Annotated in this window: 25 protein-coding genes; 23 read left to right on the forward strand and 2 right to left on the reverse strand. The window is 62.2% G+C overall.

The window, feature by feature from the left end:
* Positions 1 to 31 precede the first annotated feature (31 nt).
* From U5768_RS03985 to U5768_RS04035, 11 genes are all read left to right on the forward strand, one after another.
* The gene (locus U5768_RS03985; protein ID WP_322029090.1) at positions 32 to 1,051 is read left to right on the forward strand and encodes a phage major capsid protein, P2 family; all 1,020 of its coding nucleotides are present in this window, start codon (positions 32 to 34) and stop codon (positions 1,049 to 1,051) included.
* Complete coding sequence (gene gpM / locus U5768_RS03990; RefSeq protein ID WP_322029568.1) at positions 1,048 to 1,773, forward strand: phage terminase small subunit; 726 nt, start codon at positions 1,048 to 1,050, stop codon at positions 1,771 to 1,773. Before U5768_RS03985 ends, gpM begins: the two co-directional genes overlap by 4 nt.
* 99 nt (positions 1,774 to 1,872) lie before the next feature.
* Positions 1,873 to 2,355: a head completion/stabilization protein gene (locus U5768_RS03995; RefSeq protein ID WP_322029091.1), complete on the forward strand. Its 483-nt coding sequence runs from the start codon at positions 1,873 to 1,875 to the stop codon at positions 2,353 to 2,355.
* Positions 2,355 to 2,561 carry a tail protein X gene (locus tag U5768_RS04000; RefSeq protein ID WP_321931533.1) on the forward strand — a complete coding sequence of 69 codons (207 nt, stop codon included), beginning with the start codon at positions 2,355 to 2,357 and terminating at the stop codon, positions 2,559 to 2,561. Before U5768_RS03995 ends, U5768_RS04000 begins: the two co-directional genes overlap by 1 nt.
* A gap of 17 nt (positions 2,562 to 2,578) precedes the next feature.
* Positions 2,579 to 2,923: a putative holin gene (locus U5768_RS04005; protein ID WP_322029092.1), complete on the forward strand. Its 345-nt coding sequence runs from the start codon at positions 2,579 to 2,581 to the stop codon at positions 2,921 to 2,923.
* Position 2,924: 1 nt separating this feature from the next.
* Positions 2,925 to 3,197 (forward strand): phage holin family protein, encoded by a 273-nt coding sequence (locus U5768_RS04010; protein WP_322029093.1) that lies wholly within the window; start codon positions 2,925 to 2,927, stop codon positions 3,195 to 3,197.
* Positions 3,194 to 4,000, forward strand: a complete 807-nt coding sequence (locus tag U5768_RS04015) for an N-acetylmuramidase family protein (RefSeq protein ID WP_322029094.1) — start codon at positions 3,194 to 3,196, stop codon at positions 3,998 to 4,000. The genes U5768_RS04010 and U5768_RS04015 overlap by 4 nt, the downstream gene beginning before the upstream one ends.
* Complete coding sequence (gene lysB / locus U5768_RS04020; protein ID WP_322029095.1) at positions 3,997 to 4,428, forward strand: Rz-like lysis system protein LysB; 432 nt, start codon at positions 3,997 to 3,999, stop codon at positions 4,426 to 4,428. The genes U5768_RS04015 and lysB overlap by 4 nt, the downstream gene beginning before the upstream one ends.
* Complete coding sequence (gene lysC / locus U5768_RS04025; protein WP_322029096.1) at positions 4,322 to 4,549, forward strand: Rz1-like lysis system protein LysC; 228 nt, start codon at positions 4,322 to 4,324, stop codon at positions 4,547 to 4,549. The genes lysB and lysC overlap by 107 nt, the downstream gene beginning before the upstream one ends.
* A complete protein-coding gene (locus U5768_RS04030) occupies positions 4,542 to 5,039 on the forward strand; it encodes a phage tail protein (RefSeq protein WP_322029097.1) in 498 nt (165 codons plus the stop codon). The genes lysC and U5768_RS04030 overlap by 8 nt, the downstream gene beginning before the upstream one ends.
* Positions 5,036 to 5,521: a phage virion morphogenesis protein gene (locus tag U5768_RS04035; protein ID WP_322029098.1), complete on the forward strand. Its 486-nt coding sequence runs from the start codon at positions 5,036 to 5,038 to the stop codon at positions 5,519 to 5,521. Before U5768_RS04030 ends, U5768_RS04035 begins: the two co-directional genes overlap by 4 nt.
* Before the next feature lie 70 nt (positions 5,522 to 5,591).
* Here U5768_RS04035 and U5768_RS04040 read toward each other — a convergent pair whose 3' ends face one another.
* Both U5768_RS04040 and U5768_RS04045 read right to left on the reverse strand, forming a co-directional pair.
* Positions 5,592 to 6,092, reverse strand: coding sequence for a hypothetical protein (locus U5768_RS04040; protein ID WP_322029099.1), 501 nt, complete (start codon positions 6,090 to 6,092; stop codon positions 5,592 to 5,594).
* Positions 6,089 to 6,529, reverse strand: coding sequence for a hypothetical protein (locus U5768_RS04045; RefSeq protein WP_322029100.1), 441 nt, complete (start codon positions 6,527 to 6,529; stop codon positions 6,089 to 6,091). The genes U5768_RS04040 and U5768_RS04045 overlap by 4 nt, the downstream gene beginning before the upstream one ends.
* Before the next feature lie 379 nt (positions 6,530 to 6,908).
* Between U5768_RS04045 and U5768_RS04050 the strand changes: the two genes are divergently transcribed.
* The 12 genes from U5768_RS04050 to U5768_RS04105 all read left to right on the forward strand — a co-directional run bounded on the left by U5768_RS04050 (position 6,909) and on the right by U5768_RS04105 (position 17,243).
* A complete protein-coding gene (locus U5768_RS04050; RefSeq protein ID WP_322029101.1) occupies positions 6,909 to 7,604 on the forward strand; it encodes a phage baseplate assembly protein V in 696 nt (231 codons plus the stop codon).
* A complete protein-coding gene (locus U5768_RS04055; RefSeq protein WP_321939804.1) occupies positions 7,601 to 7,951 on the forward strand; it encodes a GPW/gp25 family protein in 351 nt (116 codons plus the stop codon). Before U5768_RS04050 ends, U5768_RS04055 begins: the two co-directional genes overlap by 4 nt.
* Positions 7,948 to 8,859 (forward strand): baseplate J/gp47 family protein, encoded by a 912-nt coding sequence (locus U5768_RS04060; RefSeq protein WP_322029102.1) that lies wholly within the window; start codon positions 7,948 to 7,950, stop codon positions 8,857 to 8,859. Before U5768_RS04055 ends, U5768_RS04060 begins: the two co-directional genes overlap by 4 nt.
* A complete protein-coding gene (locus U5768_RS04065) occupies positions 8,852 to 9,421 on the forward strand; it encodes a phage tail protein I (protein ID WP_321931552.1) in 570 nt (189 codons plus the stop codon). The genes U5768_RS04060 and U5768_RS04065 overlap by 8 nt, the downstream gene beginning before the upstream one ends.
* The gene (locus U5768_RS04070; RefSeq protein WP_322029103.1) at positions 9,418 to 11,328 is read left to right on the forward strand and encodes a hypothetical protein; all 1,911 of its coding nucleotides are present in this window, start codon (positions 9,418 to 9,420) and stop codon (positions 11,326 to 11,328) included. The genes U5768_RS04065 and U5768_RS04070 overlap by 4 nt, the downstream gene beginning before the upstream one ends.
* Positions 11,329 to 11,362: 34 nt before the next feature.
* Positions 11,363 to 11,914 (forward strand): hypothetical protein, encoded by a 552-nt coding sequence (locus U5768_RS04075; protein ID WP_322029104.1) that lies wholly within the window; start codon positions 11,363 to 11,365, stop codon positions 11,912 to 11,914.
* A 4-nt stretch (positions 11,915 to 11,918) separates the two neighbouring features.
* On the forward strand, positions 11,919 to 12,362 hold the full coding sequence (locus U5768_RS04080) for a phage tail assembly chaperone (protein WP_322029105.1): 444 nt from the start codon (positions 11,919 to 11,921) through the stop codon (positions 12,360 to 12,362).
* 40 nt (positions 12,363 to 12,402) lie between these two features.
* Positions 12,403 to 13,575 (forward strand): phage tail sheath protein, encoded by a 1,173-nt coding sequence (locus tag U5768_RS04085; RefSeq protein ID WP_322029106.1) that lies wholly within the window; start codon positions 12,403 to 12,405, stop codon positions 13,573 to 13,575.
* Between the two features lie 27 nt (positions 13,576 to 13,602).
* Positions 13,603 to 14,112, forward strand: a complete 510-nt coding sequence (locus U5768_RS04090; RefSeq protein WP_322029107.1) for a phage major tail tube protein — start codon at positions 13,603 to 13,605, stop codon at positions 14,110 to 14,112.
* Positions 14,113 to 14,174: 62 nt separating this feature from the next.
* The gene (locus U5768_RS04095; protein ID WP_321931561.1) at positions 14,175 to 14,537 is read left to right on the forward strand and encodes a phage tail assembly protein; all 363 of its coding nucleotides are present in this window, start codon (positions 14,175 to 14,177) and stop codon (positions 14,535 to 14,537) included.
* A gap of 8 nt (positions 14,538 to 14,545) precedes the next feature.
* Positions 14,546 to 14,671, forward strand: coding sequence for a GpE family phage tail protein (locus tag U5768_RS04100; RefSeq protein ID WP_322029108.1), 126 nt, complete (start codon positions 14,546 to 14,548; stop codon positions 14,669 to 14,671).
* The gene (locus U5768_RS04105) at positions 14,664 to 17,243 is read left to right on the forward strand and encodes a hypothetical protein (RefSeq protein WP_322029109.1); all 2,580 of its coding nucleotides are present in this window, start codon (positions 14,664 to 14,666) and stop codon (positions 17,241 to 17,243) included. Before U5768_RS04100 ends, U5768_RS04105 begins: the two co-directional genes overlap by 8 nt.
* Positions 17,244 to 17,266 lie beyond the last annotated feature (23 nt).

A 17,266-nucleotide genomic window follows, 5' to 3' on the forward strand; every position in this document is an offset into this window, starting at 1 on the left:
CCTTTCCCTCAACGTTTCGGAGAAACACCCCATGCGTAACCCGACCCGCGCCGCGTTCAATGCCTACGTGGAGGCGATCGCGCAACTGAACGCCGTACCCGACGCAACCGTGAAATTCACGGTCGACCCTTCCGTGCAGCAAACGCTCGAAACGCGCATCCAGCAATCGAGCGCCTTCCTGCAGCGCATCAACATGGTCGGCGTCGACGAGCAGAGCGGCGAGAAAATCGGCCTCGGCATCGGCTCGCCGATCGCGAGCACGACCGACACGAGCAAGCAGGACCGCACGCCGGTCGACCCGACCACCCTCGACGGGAGCGGCTATGTCTGCACGCAAACCAATTTCGACACGGCGCTGAAGTACGCGCGCCTCGATGCCTGGGCGCACTTTCCCGACTTCCAGACGCGCATTCGCGACGCGATCCTGCAGCGCACGGCGCTCGACCGCATCTGCATCGGTTTCAATGGCGCATCGCGCGCCGCAACGTCTGACCGCGCTGCGAAGCCTCTCCTGCAGGATGTCAATGTGGGCTGGCTGCAGAAGTACCGCGATAACGCGGCCGATCGCGTGATGCACGAAGCCGTCGAAGGCTCGAAAAAGGTCAAGGTCGGTACGGCCGCAGGCACCGATTACAAGAATCTCGACGCGCTCGTGCTCGACGCCCTGCAGCTGCTTGACGAGTGGTATCGCGACGATCCGGCCGTCGTTGTGGTGATGGGTAGCGCACTGTTGCATGACAAGTATTTCCCGATCGTGAGCAGCGCGAACGTCGCGACCGAGCAGGCCGCGCTCGATATGGTCATCAGCGGCAAGCGCATCGGCGGCAAGCAGGCCGTGAGCGCGCCGTTTGTCCCGGCCAACACGCTGCTCATCACGCGCCTCGACAACCTGTCGATTTACTTCCAGAACGGCGCACGCCGCCGCTCGATCATCGACAACCCGAAGCGCGATCAAATCGAGAACTACGAATCGAGCAACGAGGCGTATGTCGTGGAGGATTACGGCTGCGGCGCGATCGTGGAAAACATCGAAATCGAACCGGCGGCCTGACCATGAGCACCCCCGCCCGACGACATCAGGCGCGCGTACGCGCCGAACAGGCGGCCGCCTCGGCGGCCCCCGGTCGAAGCCTCGCCGGCGCGAGCCATTACGAGCTGATGCTCGCAAAGCTCGCCGCCGATCGCCGCCGCCTGAAAGCGCTGCAATCCGTAGCGCGCAAGATCGAAGTGAAACGCGAGGTATTGCCCGAATACGCCGACTACGTGAGCGGCGCGCTGAAAGGCGGGCGGGGCGCTCAGGATGACGTGCTGACGACGGTCATGATCTGGCGCGTCGACGCTGGCGACTATGCCGGCGCGCTCGACATCGCCCGCTATGCGCTGCAGCACGGTTTAACGCTGCCCGCGCATTACGAGCGTGCGGCGCCGGCCGCGATCGCCGAAGAATTCGCCGACGCTGCGCTCATCGCGATCGCCGACGGCGGCACGTTCGACGTTGACCAGCTCAACGAAGTACGCGAGCTGACCGAATCGGCCGACATGCACGACCAGATTCGATCGAAGCTGTACAAGGCGCTCGGCCTCGCGGCGATGAAGCTGATCGGCGACGACCAGCTCGACGAAATGCACGATTGGGGTCGCGCAGCGCAAGCACTTCAAAACCTTCAGACGGCGCTGCAGCTCAACGCGCGCGCCGGCGTGAAACAGAACATTGCTCGGCTCGAAAAGATGCTGAGCGATGCGGACGGCCGCCGCAAGGCCGCCCGCACGTAAAGAGCCCCCCCGGCAATGGCGGCACCGGCGTTCACTCCCTACACCTGACGGCAACGGGATTCGAACGCCGGTCCACCGCCACCTATTCAAAGCCCTGTCATGAGCAGCTTTATCGCCACCGAACCCACGGCCAGCAGCACGCCGCCCGACCCGTCAACGACGCTCACAAATGACGGTTGGTTTCCCGACATCGAACTCGCCGAGCTGCGCGAAGAATCGCGCCTCGACGGCACCGTGACCGATACGCGCCTGCGTTCGGCCGCGCTCGATGCGATGGCGAGCTGTAACGCCGAGCTGGGATCGTGGCAGGCCTCGCAGCTCGCGGCCGGGTATGCAGACCTCGACGGCGTTCCGGCGCCGCAGCTCGGCGGCCAAAGCACACACGTTATCCGCTATCGCCGCGCGATCTACAACCTCGTGCGCGCAGACCTGACCGAGCAATACCGCGGCCTCGACACGACCAAAACGGGCGGACAGAAAGCCGAAGAACTCGAAGCGACGATATGCGAGGCGCGGCGCAATGTCCGCAATGCGCTCGCCGATATTCGCGGCATCCGGCGCACGACGATCGAGCTGATCTGATGAAAGTCACCGCACTGCAAGGCGATACCGTCGACGCGATCTGCTGGCGTTACTACGGCCGCACCGATGGCACGGTCGAAGCTGTTCTAGAGGCGAATGAAGGCCTCGCCGATTACGGCGTCGTGCTGCCGCTTGGCACGCTCGTTGATCTGCCCGATCTGACGACCGTCCAAACCACGAAACCCCTGTTGCAACTGTTTGACTGACCCCAGGAGCCGAACGCATGGCCGAACCGAACACCACCACCGCCGCAGCAATCTCGGCCGCGATCGGGCTCGCAGGCCTTGCACCGGGTATCGACGGAAACGCGCTGATCGGCGCTTTCACGGGCGCCGCGCTCGTCGTCGTCACGTCGAAAGACATCGGCATCCTCAAGCGCGCCGCGTACCTGCTCATCTCGCTCGTGATGGGCTACCTCGCCGCGCCGGAAATCGTCAACGCAACGCCGATCCGCTCCAGTGGCGTGGCGGCCTTTTTCGCGGCCGCGCTCGTGATTACCGTGACGCTGCAGCTGATCGAGCGCGTCAAAAGTGTCGACCTGTTCGCGTTCCTGAAGAAAGGGGGCTGACATGCACATCACCCTCGCGACGATCGCGCTCGTTGCGCAGCTCGTGGCCGCGCTGCAGCTGCTGACCTATCGCCGCAACGGCGCACGCCACCGGCATCACGTTTCATGGCTCGCCTGGCTGCTCGTCGTCGTGCTCGGCGGCTCGTCCATCGAACTCGCGCTGCACGCGAAGCAGGTCGGATTTTTTGAAGCAGGGAAGGCCGTTCTGCTCTCCCTGTTCGTTTTGTGCGCGCGCGGTAATGTCGCGCGCCTTTTGCGGAGTGATGCCCCATGAAAACGCACCGCCTCGGCGACTTTGGCGCCGACGTTGGCCTGCTGCAAACGCGCCTGAATCGCGCCGGCTATGCGCTCGCCGTGTCGCACGTCTACGATGCCGCCACCGAAGCCGCAGTGAGCGCACTGCAGGCGAAAACCGGCCTCGTGGTCGACGGCATCGCCGGCCCCAAGACATACGCCGCGCTCGCGACCGGCCAGCGCGACCCGAAGCACCTCGCCGACGCGGACCTCGTACGGGCCGCCGATACGCTCGGCGTGCCGCTCGCGTGCGTGCGTGCCGTGAACGAAGTCGAATCGACCGGCTCGGGCTATCTCGTCGACGGCCGGCCGAAAATCCTGTTCGAGCGTCATGTTTTCTGGCGCCGCCTGAAAGCGCGCGGCATCGACCCGGCACCGCTCGCCGCGAAATACCCGAACATCGTTTCCCAGACACCCGGCGGCTATCAGGGCGGCGCGGCCGAGTACACCCGGCTCGCGTTGGCCGAGCTGATCGACCCGGCGGCCGCATACGAGTCGGCGAGCTGGGGCGCGTTTCAGGTGATGGGCGAGAACTGGGAGCGCCTGGGCTATGCGAGCGTCGACGACTTCGTGAGCCGCATGGAGAACAGCGAGGGCGACCAGCTCGACGCATTCGTGCGCTTTGTGGCGGCCGACAACAGCCTGCTTGCATCGCTCAAGGCCCGCAAGTTCGGCCCGTTCGCCAAGGGCTACAACGGGCCGGATTTCGCCCGCAACCTGTACGACGTGAAGCTCACGCGCGCGTATGACAAATACGCTGGCACCGAAAAGGCGGCCGCATGAGCATCGCCGCAAGGATTGGCGCTGCGCTCGTCGCGCTGCTCGCCGTGGCGGCCGCCGTGTTCTACGTTCGCGAGCTGCGCGCCGAACTCGCCGAGACCGCGCTGCAGCTCGCCGGCGCGAATCAGGGCATTGTCGACCGCGACGACACGATCAAGCGCCTGCAGGACGATGCCGCCGAAAAGGCTAGGCAGCAGAAGCAGCTCGACAGCACGCGCACCGCGATCGCTTCCCAGCTCGAGACAGCCCTGCAGGTAAGCCGGAGACTCAAGGATGAAAACGCCGAGATTCGCGCATGGGCTGATACGCCTTTGCCTTTTGACATTGCCCGCCTGCACAACACCCCCGCCCAAACCGGCGCCGCCGATTACGCTGCAGCAGTGTCAGACCGTGCCGCGCTGCACGTTCCCGGCGATGGCCCCGCGCACTAACGGCGACCTCGACGACGCGCTCACCATCGCGCGCGCCGCATGGGCCTCGTGCGCGGCGATCGTCGATATGGTGTTCAACTGCCAACAGCAAGGCACGAAGGGGAGCGCGGCGCATGATTAAGCCGGCAAGCCTGCGCGCGGCGATTGTCGCGGCGATTCCCTCTCTCAAGTCCTCGCCCGAAAACCTCACCGTGTTCATTGACCAGGGGAGTATCGCGGCCACGGGCGCGCGCTCGCCGTCGTTTGAATACCGCTATATCTGCAACGTCATGCTGCTCGACTTTGCGGGCGATTCCGACGATCTTTTCATCGCAGTTGTGGAGTGGGCGCGGCGCTATCAGTCGGACCTGTTCACGAATGCAGACCAGCGTGCGAACGGCATCACGTATGAAGTCGACATACTCGCCAACGCGACAGCCGACGTGTCTGTAAAGCTGCAGCTCACCGAGAGCGTTGTCGTCAAGGTCGGCGAGAACGGAAAGCGCACGATCACGCACGTCGACGACTCCCAGCTCGACCCGAATGATCTTTCATGGTGCGCGCAGCCCGCTGGCGATCCGCTCGACGTGATCGCGCGCAGCGATCGCGATGGCTCTGAGGTTCCCGCATGAGCGGCGCCGACGAACTGCAGGCCGTTGAAAGGTGGGCGGGCGCGCTGCTTATGCAGCTCTCGCCGGCGGGCCGCAGCAGGGCGATGCTCGACATTGCGCGCGAGCTGAGACGCAGCCAGCAGGCCCGCATTGCGGCACAGCAGGACCCGGACGGCACCGCGTACACGCCGCGAAAGATCAAGGCGAAGAAAGACGGCAAGAAACTGCGCGGCAAGCGCGGGCGCATCAAGCGCGCGGCGATGTTCGCGAAGCTGCGCACAGCGCGATACATGCAAATCGAAGCGGCACCCGCAGGCCTAGCGATCGGATTCGCCGGCCGCGTCGCGCGTATCGCTCGCATTCACCAGCTCGGCGAAGTGGCGCCCGTTGCACCAGGCGGCCCCCAGGTGCGCTATCCGGCGCGAGTACTCCTCGGCTTTTCCGATTCCGAGCGCGATTTGATACGAGACAGGCTGCTTTCACATGTCGTGCATAAGTCTTGATGCTCGCGGTTCGACATTTCATTGGATATCGACGCACGCTGCAATTCAACTATCCTTCAGAATGCGGAAGCTACCTGCAGGGACCTTTGCTCTTCAATATCGCGGATCGAATCTGAATGCCTGGATCTGATGCGTTAACGCAGTTTTGTAATGCTTGCTGAAATACCGGGGACGCCTCAATAGGATCAAAATCAATTTGAAGCAATTCCATCCTGTCACGTACACGCAACGCACACAGTTTCACTAAATTTTCCTGTCCGTCGCCATCCGCCGTTGATTCCAATTGGACGCTAAGTGTCGTAGGAGAGTTGTCATAAATTCTGGATGGCAATAACGGCTGAAATTGTTTCTGCTGATACTGCTGATTTTCCACATCATTTTTGTTCATCTGGCTTTTCTGCAGTTGCTGAGTCGATTGATTTTTCTGCAGATTTTGGTTATTCACTACCTGCTGACCCTGATCATAGGATAGTTTGCTGCAGTTTCGGTTCGAAATGACGCCGAGCTGTATCTCTTCAGCAATACATGTGTTAGCCAGAAGGAGAATTAGGGAGAGAAATAGGCTCTTCACTTTGATGTCGCCTTCCCGTCGCAGACGCCAGGCGTAAGATTTGAGATCGCCGTTGCTTGCGCGGCATTTGCGTTTGCAAGGTCCGTCTTAAGCTGATCAAGATCAAGGTTAAGGGTCATTATTGTCTCTGACGCAGCCTGAGCAGCTGCGCCTTTTTGGCTTTTTCCTCGCTGGACCGCATCGTTTATTTGTCTTTGAATCGCGAGTATTTTTGTCTTCGAATCTTCGGCATTAACTTTATTTTCCACCAGCGCAATACCATTTTCCGCTTGACATTGAAGAATCCTGACTTCATCTTTTGTGGCGAAATAATCTCGAACGAAAATTGCCGTAACAACCAAGCCGGCAATGATCGCAATAAATTCCTTATATTGAGCTGCCTGTTTAAGGAACCCTTCAAGTGGCTTGTCGTCCTTCTTGATTTCAGATGAGTTCATGTCGCCTGTAAACCTCTCGCATTCGATGTTATGTTAGGAGACTCGGCGCAAACGTCATATTTTTATTGTCTTCCCATGTGCGCTGGGACACATTGAAGAGAAGAATTTTGATATCGCATCAAACTTGAAAGTTTTTAAACATCGCGCGACGCGAGTTTCTCAAAAAAATAAAAAGAATTTAGTAACTACTCAACGAGAAATTCTCTGTTGCTATCCATCAACGACAGTCACGGTGTCCGTGGCAATTCGGAGATTTTCAGCACAAAGAAGTTGGTGAAATGTAAGGCGTGGGAATCGCTGACCGCCTTTTATTTGTATCCAGCCTGAAAACGTCTAGCGACGCTCGCTACGCGCGTACGCGGGCGGCAACATGGGCGGTATGGATGCCAACGAATTCCGCCGCCTCATCGTCAACCTGATCCGCAAGGGTTCCGTTTTCGACGTTGACCTCGCGAGCAACCCACCAACCTGCCGGGTTTCCGTGGGCGACCCCGACGACGCGGACAACCCCGGCCTTACCACGAACTGGATTCCGTTCGCGACAACGCGCGCCGGCACAACCCGCGAGTGGAGCCCGCTCACGAAGGGCGAGCAGGTCATTCTCCTTTGCCCGATGGGCGACCCGGCGCAGGGTATCGCCGTAGCCGGCATCAATTCCGACGCATCGCCGGCGCCAAGCAACAGCGCCGACAAGCATCTGCGCGTCTACCCGGACGGTGCCCAGCTCGAATACGACCACGCAGCGCACGCCCTCACGGCGACGCTGCCCGAAGGCGCGACCGTGCTGATCGTCGCACCGGGCGCCGTGAGCGTGCAGACGAAAACCGCGAGCGTGCAGGCCGACGACATCACGCTCGACGCCAGGCAAACCACCGTCACGGGCGCGATGCTCGTCAAGGGTGCATTCGTGTTCGAGAACGGCATGAGCGGCCACGCAGGCGAAAGCGGCGGCCCCGCCGCGGTCATTTCCGGCACTGTCGCCGTAAGTGATGACGTGATCGCCGGCGGCAAAAGCTCGGCACACCACAAACACCAGGAACAAGGCGACAACGCGCCGACGAGTGAGCCGCTATGAAAGGCATGAACGCCACCACCGGCCGCGCGATTGTCGACCTCTCGCACCTGTACCAGTCGATCGCGAAGATTCTCACGACGCCGCTCGTGTCGTGCGTGAAGCGCCGCACGTTCGGCTCGGAGCTGCCCGACCTTGTTGACGCTCCTTTCAACGGCGCCACGCGCACGCGCCTCTATGCGGCCGTTGCAACTGCGCTGATGACGTGGGAGCCGCGCGTAACGCTGCAGCGCGTACAGCTGAGCATCGACGATGCCGGCGAACAGGTGATCGACCTCGAAGGCTATACGACCGTATCGGGCGACTCAGTTCGCACGAGTGTCAATCTCACGAACGGGACCGCAGCATGACGACCGCAAACCTCATCGACCTCGCGAGCCTGCCGGTTCCTGACGTGCTCGAAATCCTCGATTTCGAAACGATCTACGCCGAGCGCAAGGCCTCGCTCGTGTCGCTCTGGCCTGAAGACGAGCAGGCCGAGATTGCAGCGACCGTCGAACTCGAATCCGAACCGCTCGCGCGTCTGCTGCAGGAAAACAGTTACCGCGAACTGGTATGGCGCCAGCGCGTCAACGATGCCGTGCGCGCCGTGATGCTCGCATTCGCCAAGGGAAACGACCTCACGCAGCGCGCGGCCCTGTTCGGCCTTCAACGCCTGATCGTCACGCCGGCCGACACCGCCAACAGCATCGCCGAAGTCGACGAAGACGACGACGACCTGCGTTTGCGCGTGCAGCTCGCGCCGCAGGGTTTCAGCGTAGCGGGGCCGGCGGCCGCCTACGAATCCAAGGCGCTCGCCGTCGACGGCCGCCTGCTCGACGCGACCGCGACCCGCCCGCAACCGGGCGACGTGCTCGTGACGCTGCTTTCCCGCGAGGGCGATGGATCGGTCGACGACGAACTCTGTGCAGCCGTCACGACGGCACTGAGCGCGGAGGATCAACGGCCGATGAATGACACCGTATATGCGCGCTCGGCCGAAATCATTACCTATCGAATCCATGCGCGGGGTTACACGCGCTCGGCCGTGGGCGCCGACGTGCTGATCGAGCAGGCGAAGCTCAACGCGCAGGCCTACGCCGACAAGGTGCGCCGCCTCGGCGTGGGCGTGGCCGAATCCGGCATCAAGGGCGTATGTCAGGCAGCCGGCCTCACGAAAACCGAGCTGATCGAGCCCGCCGGCGACATCGTGATCGGCGCGACGCAGGCCTCGTACTGCCTCGAAATCATCATTGAAAACGGCGGCATCTATGCCTGATCTGCTGCCACCGAACGCCACGCCGCTCGAACGTCGCACCGCGACCGCGCTCGCCGTAGTCGACGACGTGCCAACGATGGCGCGCGAGTACTGGAACCCGGACACCTGTCCGGCCGCGTTGCTGCCTTACCTCGCCGCCGAAGTCTCTGTCGACGGATGGGAACTCGCCGAATCGGACGAAGCGCGCCGCGCGCTCATCAAGGGGGCGATCCAGCTGCACCAGAAGCGCGGCACGCCGTGGGCCGTGCGCGAGGTCATCCGGCGCCTGGGCTTTGGCGAGATTGACCTGATCGAAGGGCGCAACGTGCGCCGGCGTGACGGCACTGCGCGCTATAGCGGCGAATGGGTTCACGGCAATGAGCGGGGCGAGTGGGCGCAATACATCGTTCGTCTGCATCGGCCGATTACGCGCGACCAGGCCGACAACCTGAAAGCCGTGCTCGAACGGTATGCGCCGAAGCGCTCCGAGCTGTATCTGCTCGACTACACCGCCGCACCACTGCGCCGAAACGCCACGGGCCGCTATGACGGTCAATACACGAGAGGGAGCATCGAAGCATGAGTTATCTACCCGAAACCGGCGATTGGGCTGACGGGATTTACCAGTTTGAGACATCGGACCCGATACAGGGCGGCCCCGATGGGATCGACAACGTGCCGACGAAGCAGCTCGCGAACCGCACGAGCTGGCTGCGCCGCGTGCTGCAGTTTGGCCGCACGACCTACACGCCCGACACGGGCACGAAAAACAACATCGTTGCGAACCTGTCGCCGACCATCACCGAACTCGTCGACGGCATGGAGGCGTGTTTTCGTGTCGCCGTGACGAACGACAACGCCTGCACGTTCACGCCGACGAGCGCAGCGGGTAGCACGATTCCGAAGCTGCCCCTGCTCGGCGCCGATCACGCGGACCTCGGCGCGGGCGATCTGCCGGCCGGCGCGGGCGTGCGTGCGCGCCTCAATACGCAGCTCAACAAGGCGAACGGCGGCGCATGGGTGATTCAATCCATCTCGGGCGGGACGGCGCGCATTGTGACGCCGCCTGTCGGCGACAAATCGAGCCGGGCTGCAAACATGGCGGCCGTTTTCGCCGCGACGGACGGCCGGCAGATTGTCGATGTGGGCGTTGACGACACGACGATCACGCTCACGGCCGCGCAGTATGGCGTTGCAATGCTCACGCTCTCGGGCACGCTCAAGGCCTCGAAAGACCTCGTATTCCCGGCGCAATCGGGTCAATGGATCATCGAAAACAGCGCTGACGGCAATTTCAACATCACGGCGAAAGTCGCCGGCGGCACGGGCGTTGTGCTGCCTGCCGGCTCGCCCGTGATCGTGTGCAGTGACGGCGCGGCGATGAAGTTCGCGAGCGCGGGCGGCCAGGCGGGTTTTCGGCCCGTGCCGATCACGGGCATCACCGGAAACACGATCAACATTGTCGGCGGCTACACCCCCGGCGCCGTGATGCTCGAACGAAACGGCGCGCTGCAGCAACCCGGCACAGCCGCCTCGCCCGACTTCCTCGCGACAGACGGCCTCACGATCAAGCTGACGAACGCAGCGACTGCTGACGAGCAGTTCACGGCTTACCTGTTCTCGACGTTCAGCGTTGCGGACGCCGTGAAGAAGTCAGGCGATGCGATGGGCGGCCCGCTCGCGCTGTATGCCGGTTCTACGACGCCGAATCTCGCGCAGAATGACAACAGCCAGAGCGTTCCGAATAGCGCATGGATTCACCCTCTCGCTGCGCACGGTCAATGCCGCCTGTCTTACGCAAGCGCAACGGCGCTGATCCTGAAGCCGTACAACGGGCAGTGTCTGAATATCGACGGTACTGTTCAACAGATTCCGCGGGCCGGCGTTACGCTGCCTAATACCGGGCTCGCCGCAAGCACGCTGTATTACATATACGCCGCATGGAGCGGCAACGCGATTGCGCTTAGTGCCAGTACGACGGGCCATAGCACGGCGGCTAATGGCGTAGAAACAATGACCGGCAATGCTGCGCTTACGCTAGTCGGCATGTGCTACACCAATGCATCGGCGCAGTTCGTTCAAACAAGCACGATTCAAACGGTCCGCTCTTACTTCAATCGCCCCGCGTGCCTATTGGCTACTGCGACGTTTGTAAATTCGACCACCAATCAAAGCGCGACGGCGCTGGGCGGCGGGTTTGCGTGGCTTAGTTGGGCCGATGAACAGCCGTTTATTCAGGCCGTTGGGTATGCAGCTAACGGTACCGCTGGCTGCGGTTGGGGCGCCGCACTGAGCATCGATGGCACGACAGGTTCGTCGACTACCGCGACCGCGACAAGTGTCGGCGCAAATGCGACTGCGGCATTGCTTTCGTCAAACGTTCCGCCCGCTGCGGAAGGCTATCACTCGGGCCAGTTGTACGGATATGCAAACAGCGGCGGCAATGCATCGTTCACGTGGGCCGTACAGGGTCGCATTGGCGGCGCGTAAAAGCGCACGTGCAATCTAATAGGAATCCTAGTCAATGAGTCTCGCATCCAATCTCGCCGCACTCGCGCGGCTTCTCACGGCCGCAGCAAGCGGCATCGTGAATGGCAAAGCACCGGCCGCCGGCGACAACAGCACGGCGCTTATCAACTCGGCATGGTTCAAGGCCGAACAGGCGGCCGAAGCCACGCAGGGCACCGCGAAAGTTGCGACGCAGGCGCAGACCACGGCCGGCACCGACGACGCAACGATCGTCACGCCGAAGAAGCTACGCGCAGGGTTCGCGATTTCGCTGGGGAATATTGGCTATATCGCGTTCCCCACGTGGCTGGGCGGCCTGATTGTCCAGTGGGGATACAGGGCTATTAGCGTAGCCACTGCACCCGGTAATAGCGCTTCGGCGAGCTGGACATTTCCGGTTGCATTCCCCAATGGTTGCCTGGTTGCTTATGCAATTCCCGCAAATGCCGTGGGTTCAGGGGCAACCGTAGAAGGGTTGTCCAAAACCTCTGCAAACGGGTTTGTGTTCAATCAAAACACTTCGACCACCGTAGCCCTGACTCCCTCATATATCGCTTTCGGGTACTGAAAAAATGAGCCAAAAATACGCATCCTATGACGCTGCAACGCGCGCAATCACCGGCTACTACGACGACGCGATCGGCATGCCCCCGCAAGATGTTCAATTTGTCAGGCTCACGGCCGCGCAGTTTCGCGAAATGCTCGACGGCCCGGCCACGGGCAAACAGCCGAGCATCGACGCGGACGGGAACCCCGTGCTGCTCGATCCGCCGGCGCCGACTGGCGACGCCCTCGCCGAGCTGAAGCGCGCCGAACGCAATGCGGCGATCACGGCTTCCGACTGGATCGTTGCGCGCCATCAAGATGAGCTGGCGCTTGCCGGCGCCATCACACTCACGGCCGACCAATACGCCGCGCTGCTCGCGTATCGCAAGGCGCTGCGCGATTTGCCCGAACTGGCCGAATGGCCGAACGTCGATTTCCCGGCCGTGCCGGATTTCGTCACGGCCATGTAACGGCCGCTTTCCTCTCTCACCCTCATCGGAGAAACTGAACATGCCGCAGGACTATCACCACGGCGTACGCGTGCTGGAAATCAACGAAGGCACGCGGCCTATCCGTACCGTGTCGACGGCCGTGCTCGGCCTCGTCGCGACTGCCGAAGATGCCGACGAAGCGACGTTCCCGCTCAATACGCCCGTGCTGCTCACGAACGTCGTTGCAGCGCTCGGCAAGGCCGGCACCAAGGGCACGCTTTACAAGGCGCTGAACGCGATCGGCCTGCAGACCAAACCGATCACCGTTGTCGTGCGCGTGGCCGAAGGAAAGGACGACGCCGAAACGACGACCAACGTGATCGGCACCGTCACGGCCGATGGCAAATACACCGGCATCAAGGCGCTTCTCACGGCGCAGGCGAAGCTCGGCGTAAAGCCGCGAATTCTCGGCGCTCCGTTCCTCGACACGCAGCCCGTGACGGCCGAACTCGCCTCGATCGCGCAGACCCTTCGCGGCTTTGTCTACGCCTTCGCGAACGGCTGCAAGACCAAGGAAGAAGTCACGACCTACCGCAAGCAGTTCAGCCAGCGCGAAGTCATGGTGATCTGGCCGAATTTCCTCGCATGGGACGAGACGACGAGCGCAACGGTCGAAGCGCCGGCCGTCGCGTATGCGATGGGTCTGCGCGCCAAGATCGACAACGACACCGGCTGGCACAAGACGCTCTCGAACGTCGCCGTTAATGGCGTGACGGGTATCAGTGCTGACGTGTCCTGGGATCTGCAGGACCCGTCGACGGATGCGGGCTACCTGAACGAGCAGGACGTGACGACCCTCATCAACCGCAATGGTTACCGTTTTTGGGGATCGCGCACCTGTTCCGACGATCCGCTTTTCATGTTCGAGAACTACACGCGCACCGCGCAGGTAATCGCCGATTCGATCGCCGAAGCGCAGATGCCCGTTGTCGACGGCCCGCTCAATCCCTCGCTGCCCCGCGACATCATTGAGAGCATCAACGGAAAGATGCGCGAATGGACCTCGCAGGGCTATCTCATCGGCGGGTCGTCGTGGTGGGATGCCGAGCCGAACACGACCGACGTGCTCAAGTCCGGCAAGGCGTATATCGATTACGACTATACGCCCGTGCCGCCGCTCGAAAACCTGCTGCTGCGCCAGCGCATCACCGACCAATACCTCGCCGATTTCGCCTCGCGCGTGAACGCGTAAGCCGGCACTACACAGGAGCAAAACGCAATGGCACTGCCGAGCAAACTGAAGGGGTTCAACCTCTTTCACAACGGCGAGAACTTCGCCGGCAAGGTTCCCGAAATCACGCTGCCGAAGCTGACCCGCAAGATGGAGGACTATCAAGCCGGCGGCATGAGCGGCCCGGTCAAGGTCGACTTTGGCCAGGAAGCTATCCAGATGGAATGGACGTGCGGCGGCCTCGTGAAGTCGGTTCTCACGCAGTACGCAGCGCTGAAGCACGACGCAGTACTGCTGCGCTTCGCCGGCGGCTATCAGGCGGAGGATTCCGACAAGTACGACGCGATCGAAGTCGTCGTGCGCGGCCGGCACTCGGAAATTGACCTCGGCAACGCAAAGCCGAAGGAAGACACGGCCGTCAAGATCACGACCGTCGCGAGTTACTACAAGCTCACCGTGAACGGCGAAACGATCATCGAACTCGACTTCGTGAACATGATCGAGAACATCAACGGCACCGATCTGCTGCAGGCGCTTCGCACCGCGATCGGCCTGTAATGCCACGGCGACCCGGAAACGGGCCGCCACGCCTCTCCAGCCTCATTCCATATACCCACACCATGCAACGAGCAGACCAAGCCAACAGCGCCCCGGAAAACGAAACCACCACGGCGGCGGCCGCCGATCCGAACACGCACATTCTCGACACCCCGCTCGTGCGCGGCGAGGGAAAGCAGGTAATCGACCGCGTGACGCTGCGCAAGCCCCGATCGGGCGAGCTGCGCGGCGTGTCGCTTTCCGACCTCGTGAACCTCGACGTTACGGCGCTTTCGAAAGTGCTCCCGCGTATCTCGACGCCGACCCTCACCGAGTTCGATGTCGCCAACATCGACCCGGCCGACCTCGTGCAATTGGGAGGTATCTTTGCCGGTTTTTTGATGCCGAAGGCCGCGAAAGCGCGCATGGAATCCCTGAGCATGTAGAAGACGCGATGGCCGATATCGCGACCGTTTTCACAGGATGGACGCCTGTCGTAATGGACGAGTTCGGCCTTGCGGAATTGATGGAATGGCGCGAGCGTGCGCGCCTCAGAAGCGGAAACGGAAACGATGGATAACGCCCTGAAACTTCGCGTCATGTTCGATATGGTCGACAACATGACGAAGCCCCTAAAAAACATCCTCGCCGGTAACAAGGGGCTCGCCGGCTCGCTCAAGGAAACGCGGCGCGAGCTGGCCGAAATGGGCAAGACGCAAAAGACCATCGGCGAGTTTCGCGAGGTGCGCAAGGGGCTCGCCTCGACCGCATCCCAGCTCGACACCGCGCGCGGCCGCGTGAGCGAGCTGGCCGCCACGCTGAAGGCAACCGCCAATCCTTCGCGCCAGATGTCCGCGGAGTTCGAGAAGGCCAGGCAGACGGCCGCGAGCCTTGGAACCGAACACGAGCGGCAATCGGCCCGCGTGCGCGAGCTGCGCAACCAGCTCGCGGCCGCCGGCGTGAACACGGGCAACCTGTCCCGGCACGAGCGCGACCTGCGCAGCAGCATCGCGTCGACCACCTCGACGATGAACGATCAAATGCGCAAGCTCGAAGCGATCGGCGATCGCGAAAAGCGCGTGGCGTCTGCTCGCCGGAACATGGAGAAAATGCAGGGCGTTGCGGCCGGCATGGCTGTCGGCGGCTACGCAGCACGCTCGACCGGCACGCACGTACTCGGCGACCTGCGCGAATCGCTCAACGAGGCGAAGGAATTCCAGCGCGAGGAAATGCGCGTGCGTGCGCTCGGCCTCGGCGATCGCGCATCGAATGACGCCGTGGGTTACGTCAAATCGATGAACCAGTACGGCGTATCGCGAAACGACAACATGGTGATGATGCGCGACGCGCTGAGCATTTTCGCCGACGAGCATCACGCGCAAATGGTGATGCCGACGCTCGCGAAAATGAAGTTCGCCAATGATTCCCTGTATGGGAGCGAGGACGCGCACGCGAACGAAGAAAAGTTCATGAACATGCTGAAGGTGATCGAGCTGCGCGGCGGCACGAAAAACGAAGCGACGTTCAAGGACGAAGCGAACATGGTGCAAAAGGTTCTCACGGCGACCGGCGGCCGTGTGGGCGGCGACGAGTGGCGCAACTTCATTCAGACCGGCGGCGTTGCTGCGAAACAGATGCGCAAGGACGCGTTCTATTACCAGATGGAACCGCTCATTCAGGAAATGGGCGGCCATGCTGTCGGCACTGGCCTGATGTCGGCGTACAGCAACATCTACCAGGGCAAAACGACCGTGAAGGCGGCGAAGGTCATGCAAGGCCTCGGACTGCTCGACCCGAAGATGGTCGAATACAACAAGATCGGCATGATCAAGCAAATCAAACCCGGCGCGCTCGCCGGCGGCGACGTGCTGAAGGCCTCGCCGCTCGAATGGATGGAAAAGGTCCTGCTTCCGAAGCTCGCCGCGAAGGGCATCACGGACCCGGACAAGGTTAAGGACATGATCGCGACGATTTTCACGAATCGCACGGCCGCGAACCTGTTCACGACGATGTACATGCAGCGCGAGCAGATTCACAAGAATGAACACCTGAACGCCGGCGCCGATGGTATCGACGGCGCGGCCGGGAAGGGCGCGCAGCTATCGCAGGGCCGCGAGCTGGAAGCGTACCGACAGCTCAAGGACCTGAAAACGGAAATGGGCGAGAAAATCACGCCGATGTACAACGCAGGCCTCGAACTGACGGCGAGCGCTACGCAGAAGGTTGTCGGGTTCATGAAGGAACACGGCACGGCCGCGAAAGTGATCCTCACGGTTCTCGCCGCGCTCGCCGCGATCCTCGTTGTTTGCGGCACGCTGACGATCGCGCTCGCGGGCGTGCTCGGCCCGATGGCCGTGCTCAAGTTCAGTATGTCGACGCTCGGCATGCAGGGCGGCATTCTGGCGCGCGTGCTCGGCGTGGGGGCCGGCGCATTCCGTATGCTCGGCTCGGCGATCATGTTTGTGGGCCGCATGATGCTGATGAACCCGATCGGCCTCGCAATCACCGCGATCGCGCTCGGCGCGTACCTGATTTACCAATACTGGGAACCTATCAAGACGTTTTTCGGCGGCCTGTGGGATGGCGTGCGCGCGACATTCGCGGGCGCGATGACATGGTTTTCTACGCTGCCGGCACAATTCACTGTGTTCGGCTCGAACATTGTCAGCGGCCTCGTGAACGGCCTCACGGGCGGCCTCGGCACGGTCAAGGATGCGATCGTGAACGTCGCCAGCTCGACGGTCGGATGGTTCAAGGAAAAGCTCGGCATTCACAGCCCTAGCCGGGTATTCGCTGAACTCGGCGGCTTTATGAGTGAGGGCGCCGCGATCGGCATGGAGGGCGGGCAAGGGCGCATCGCCAAGGCCGCCGCAGGTCTTGCAACCGTTGCGGCAACAACGTTCGCCGTGCCGGGAATGGCCGGCGCCGCGCCGCTCGTGCGGCCGACCGTGCCGATCGACACCCGCGCGCCGCTCACGAGCCAGCCGGCGGCCGCGGCGGCCGCGAGCGCGCCGGCGCCGATCCTCATCAACATTTACCCGCAGGCCGGCGCCGATCCGCAGGCGATCGCGCGCGCCGTCGCGGCCGAGCTGGACCGACGCGAGAGCGCGAAGCGTTCGCGCATCGGTTCGAGCCTTTCCGATCGCGGGTAATCGATAAGCCAGGAGGAAACCCA

Source organism: Paraburkholderia sp. J76 (assembly GCF_905220295.1).
Lineage (GTDB): Bacteria > Pseudomonadota > Gammaproteobacteria > Burkholderiales > Burkholderiaceae > Paraburkholderia.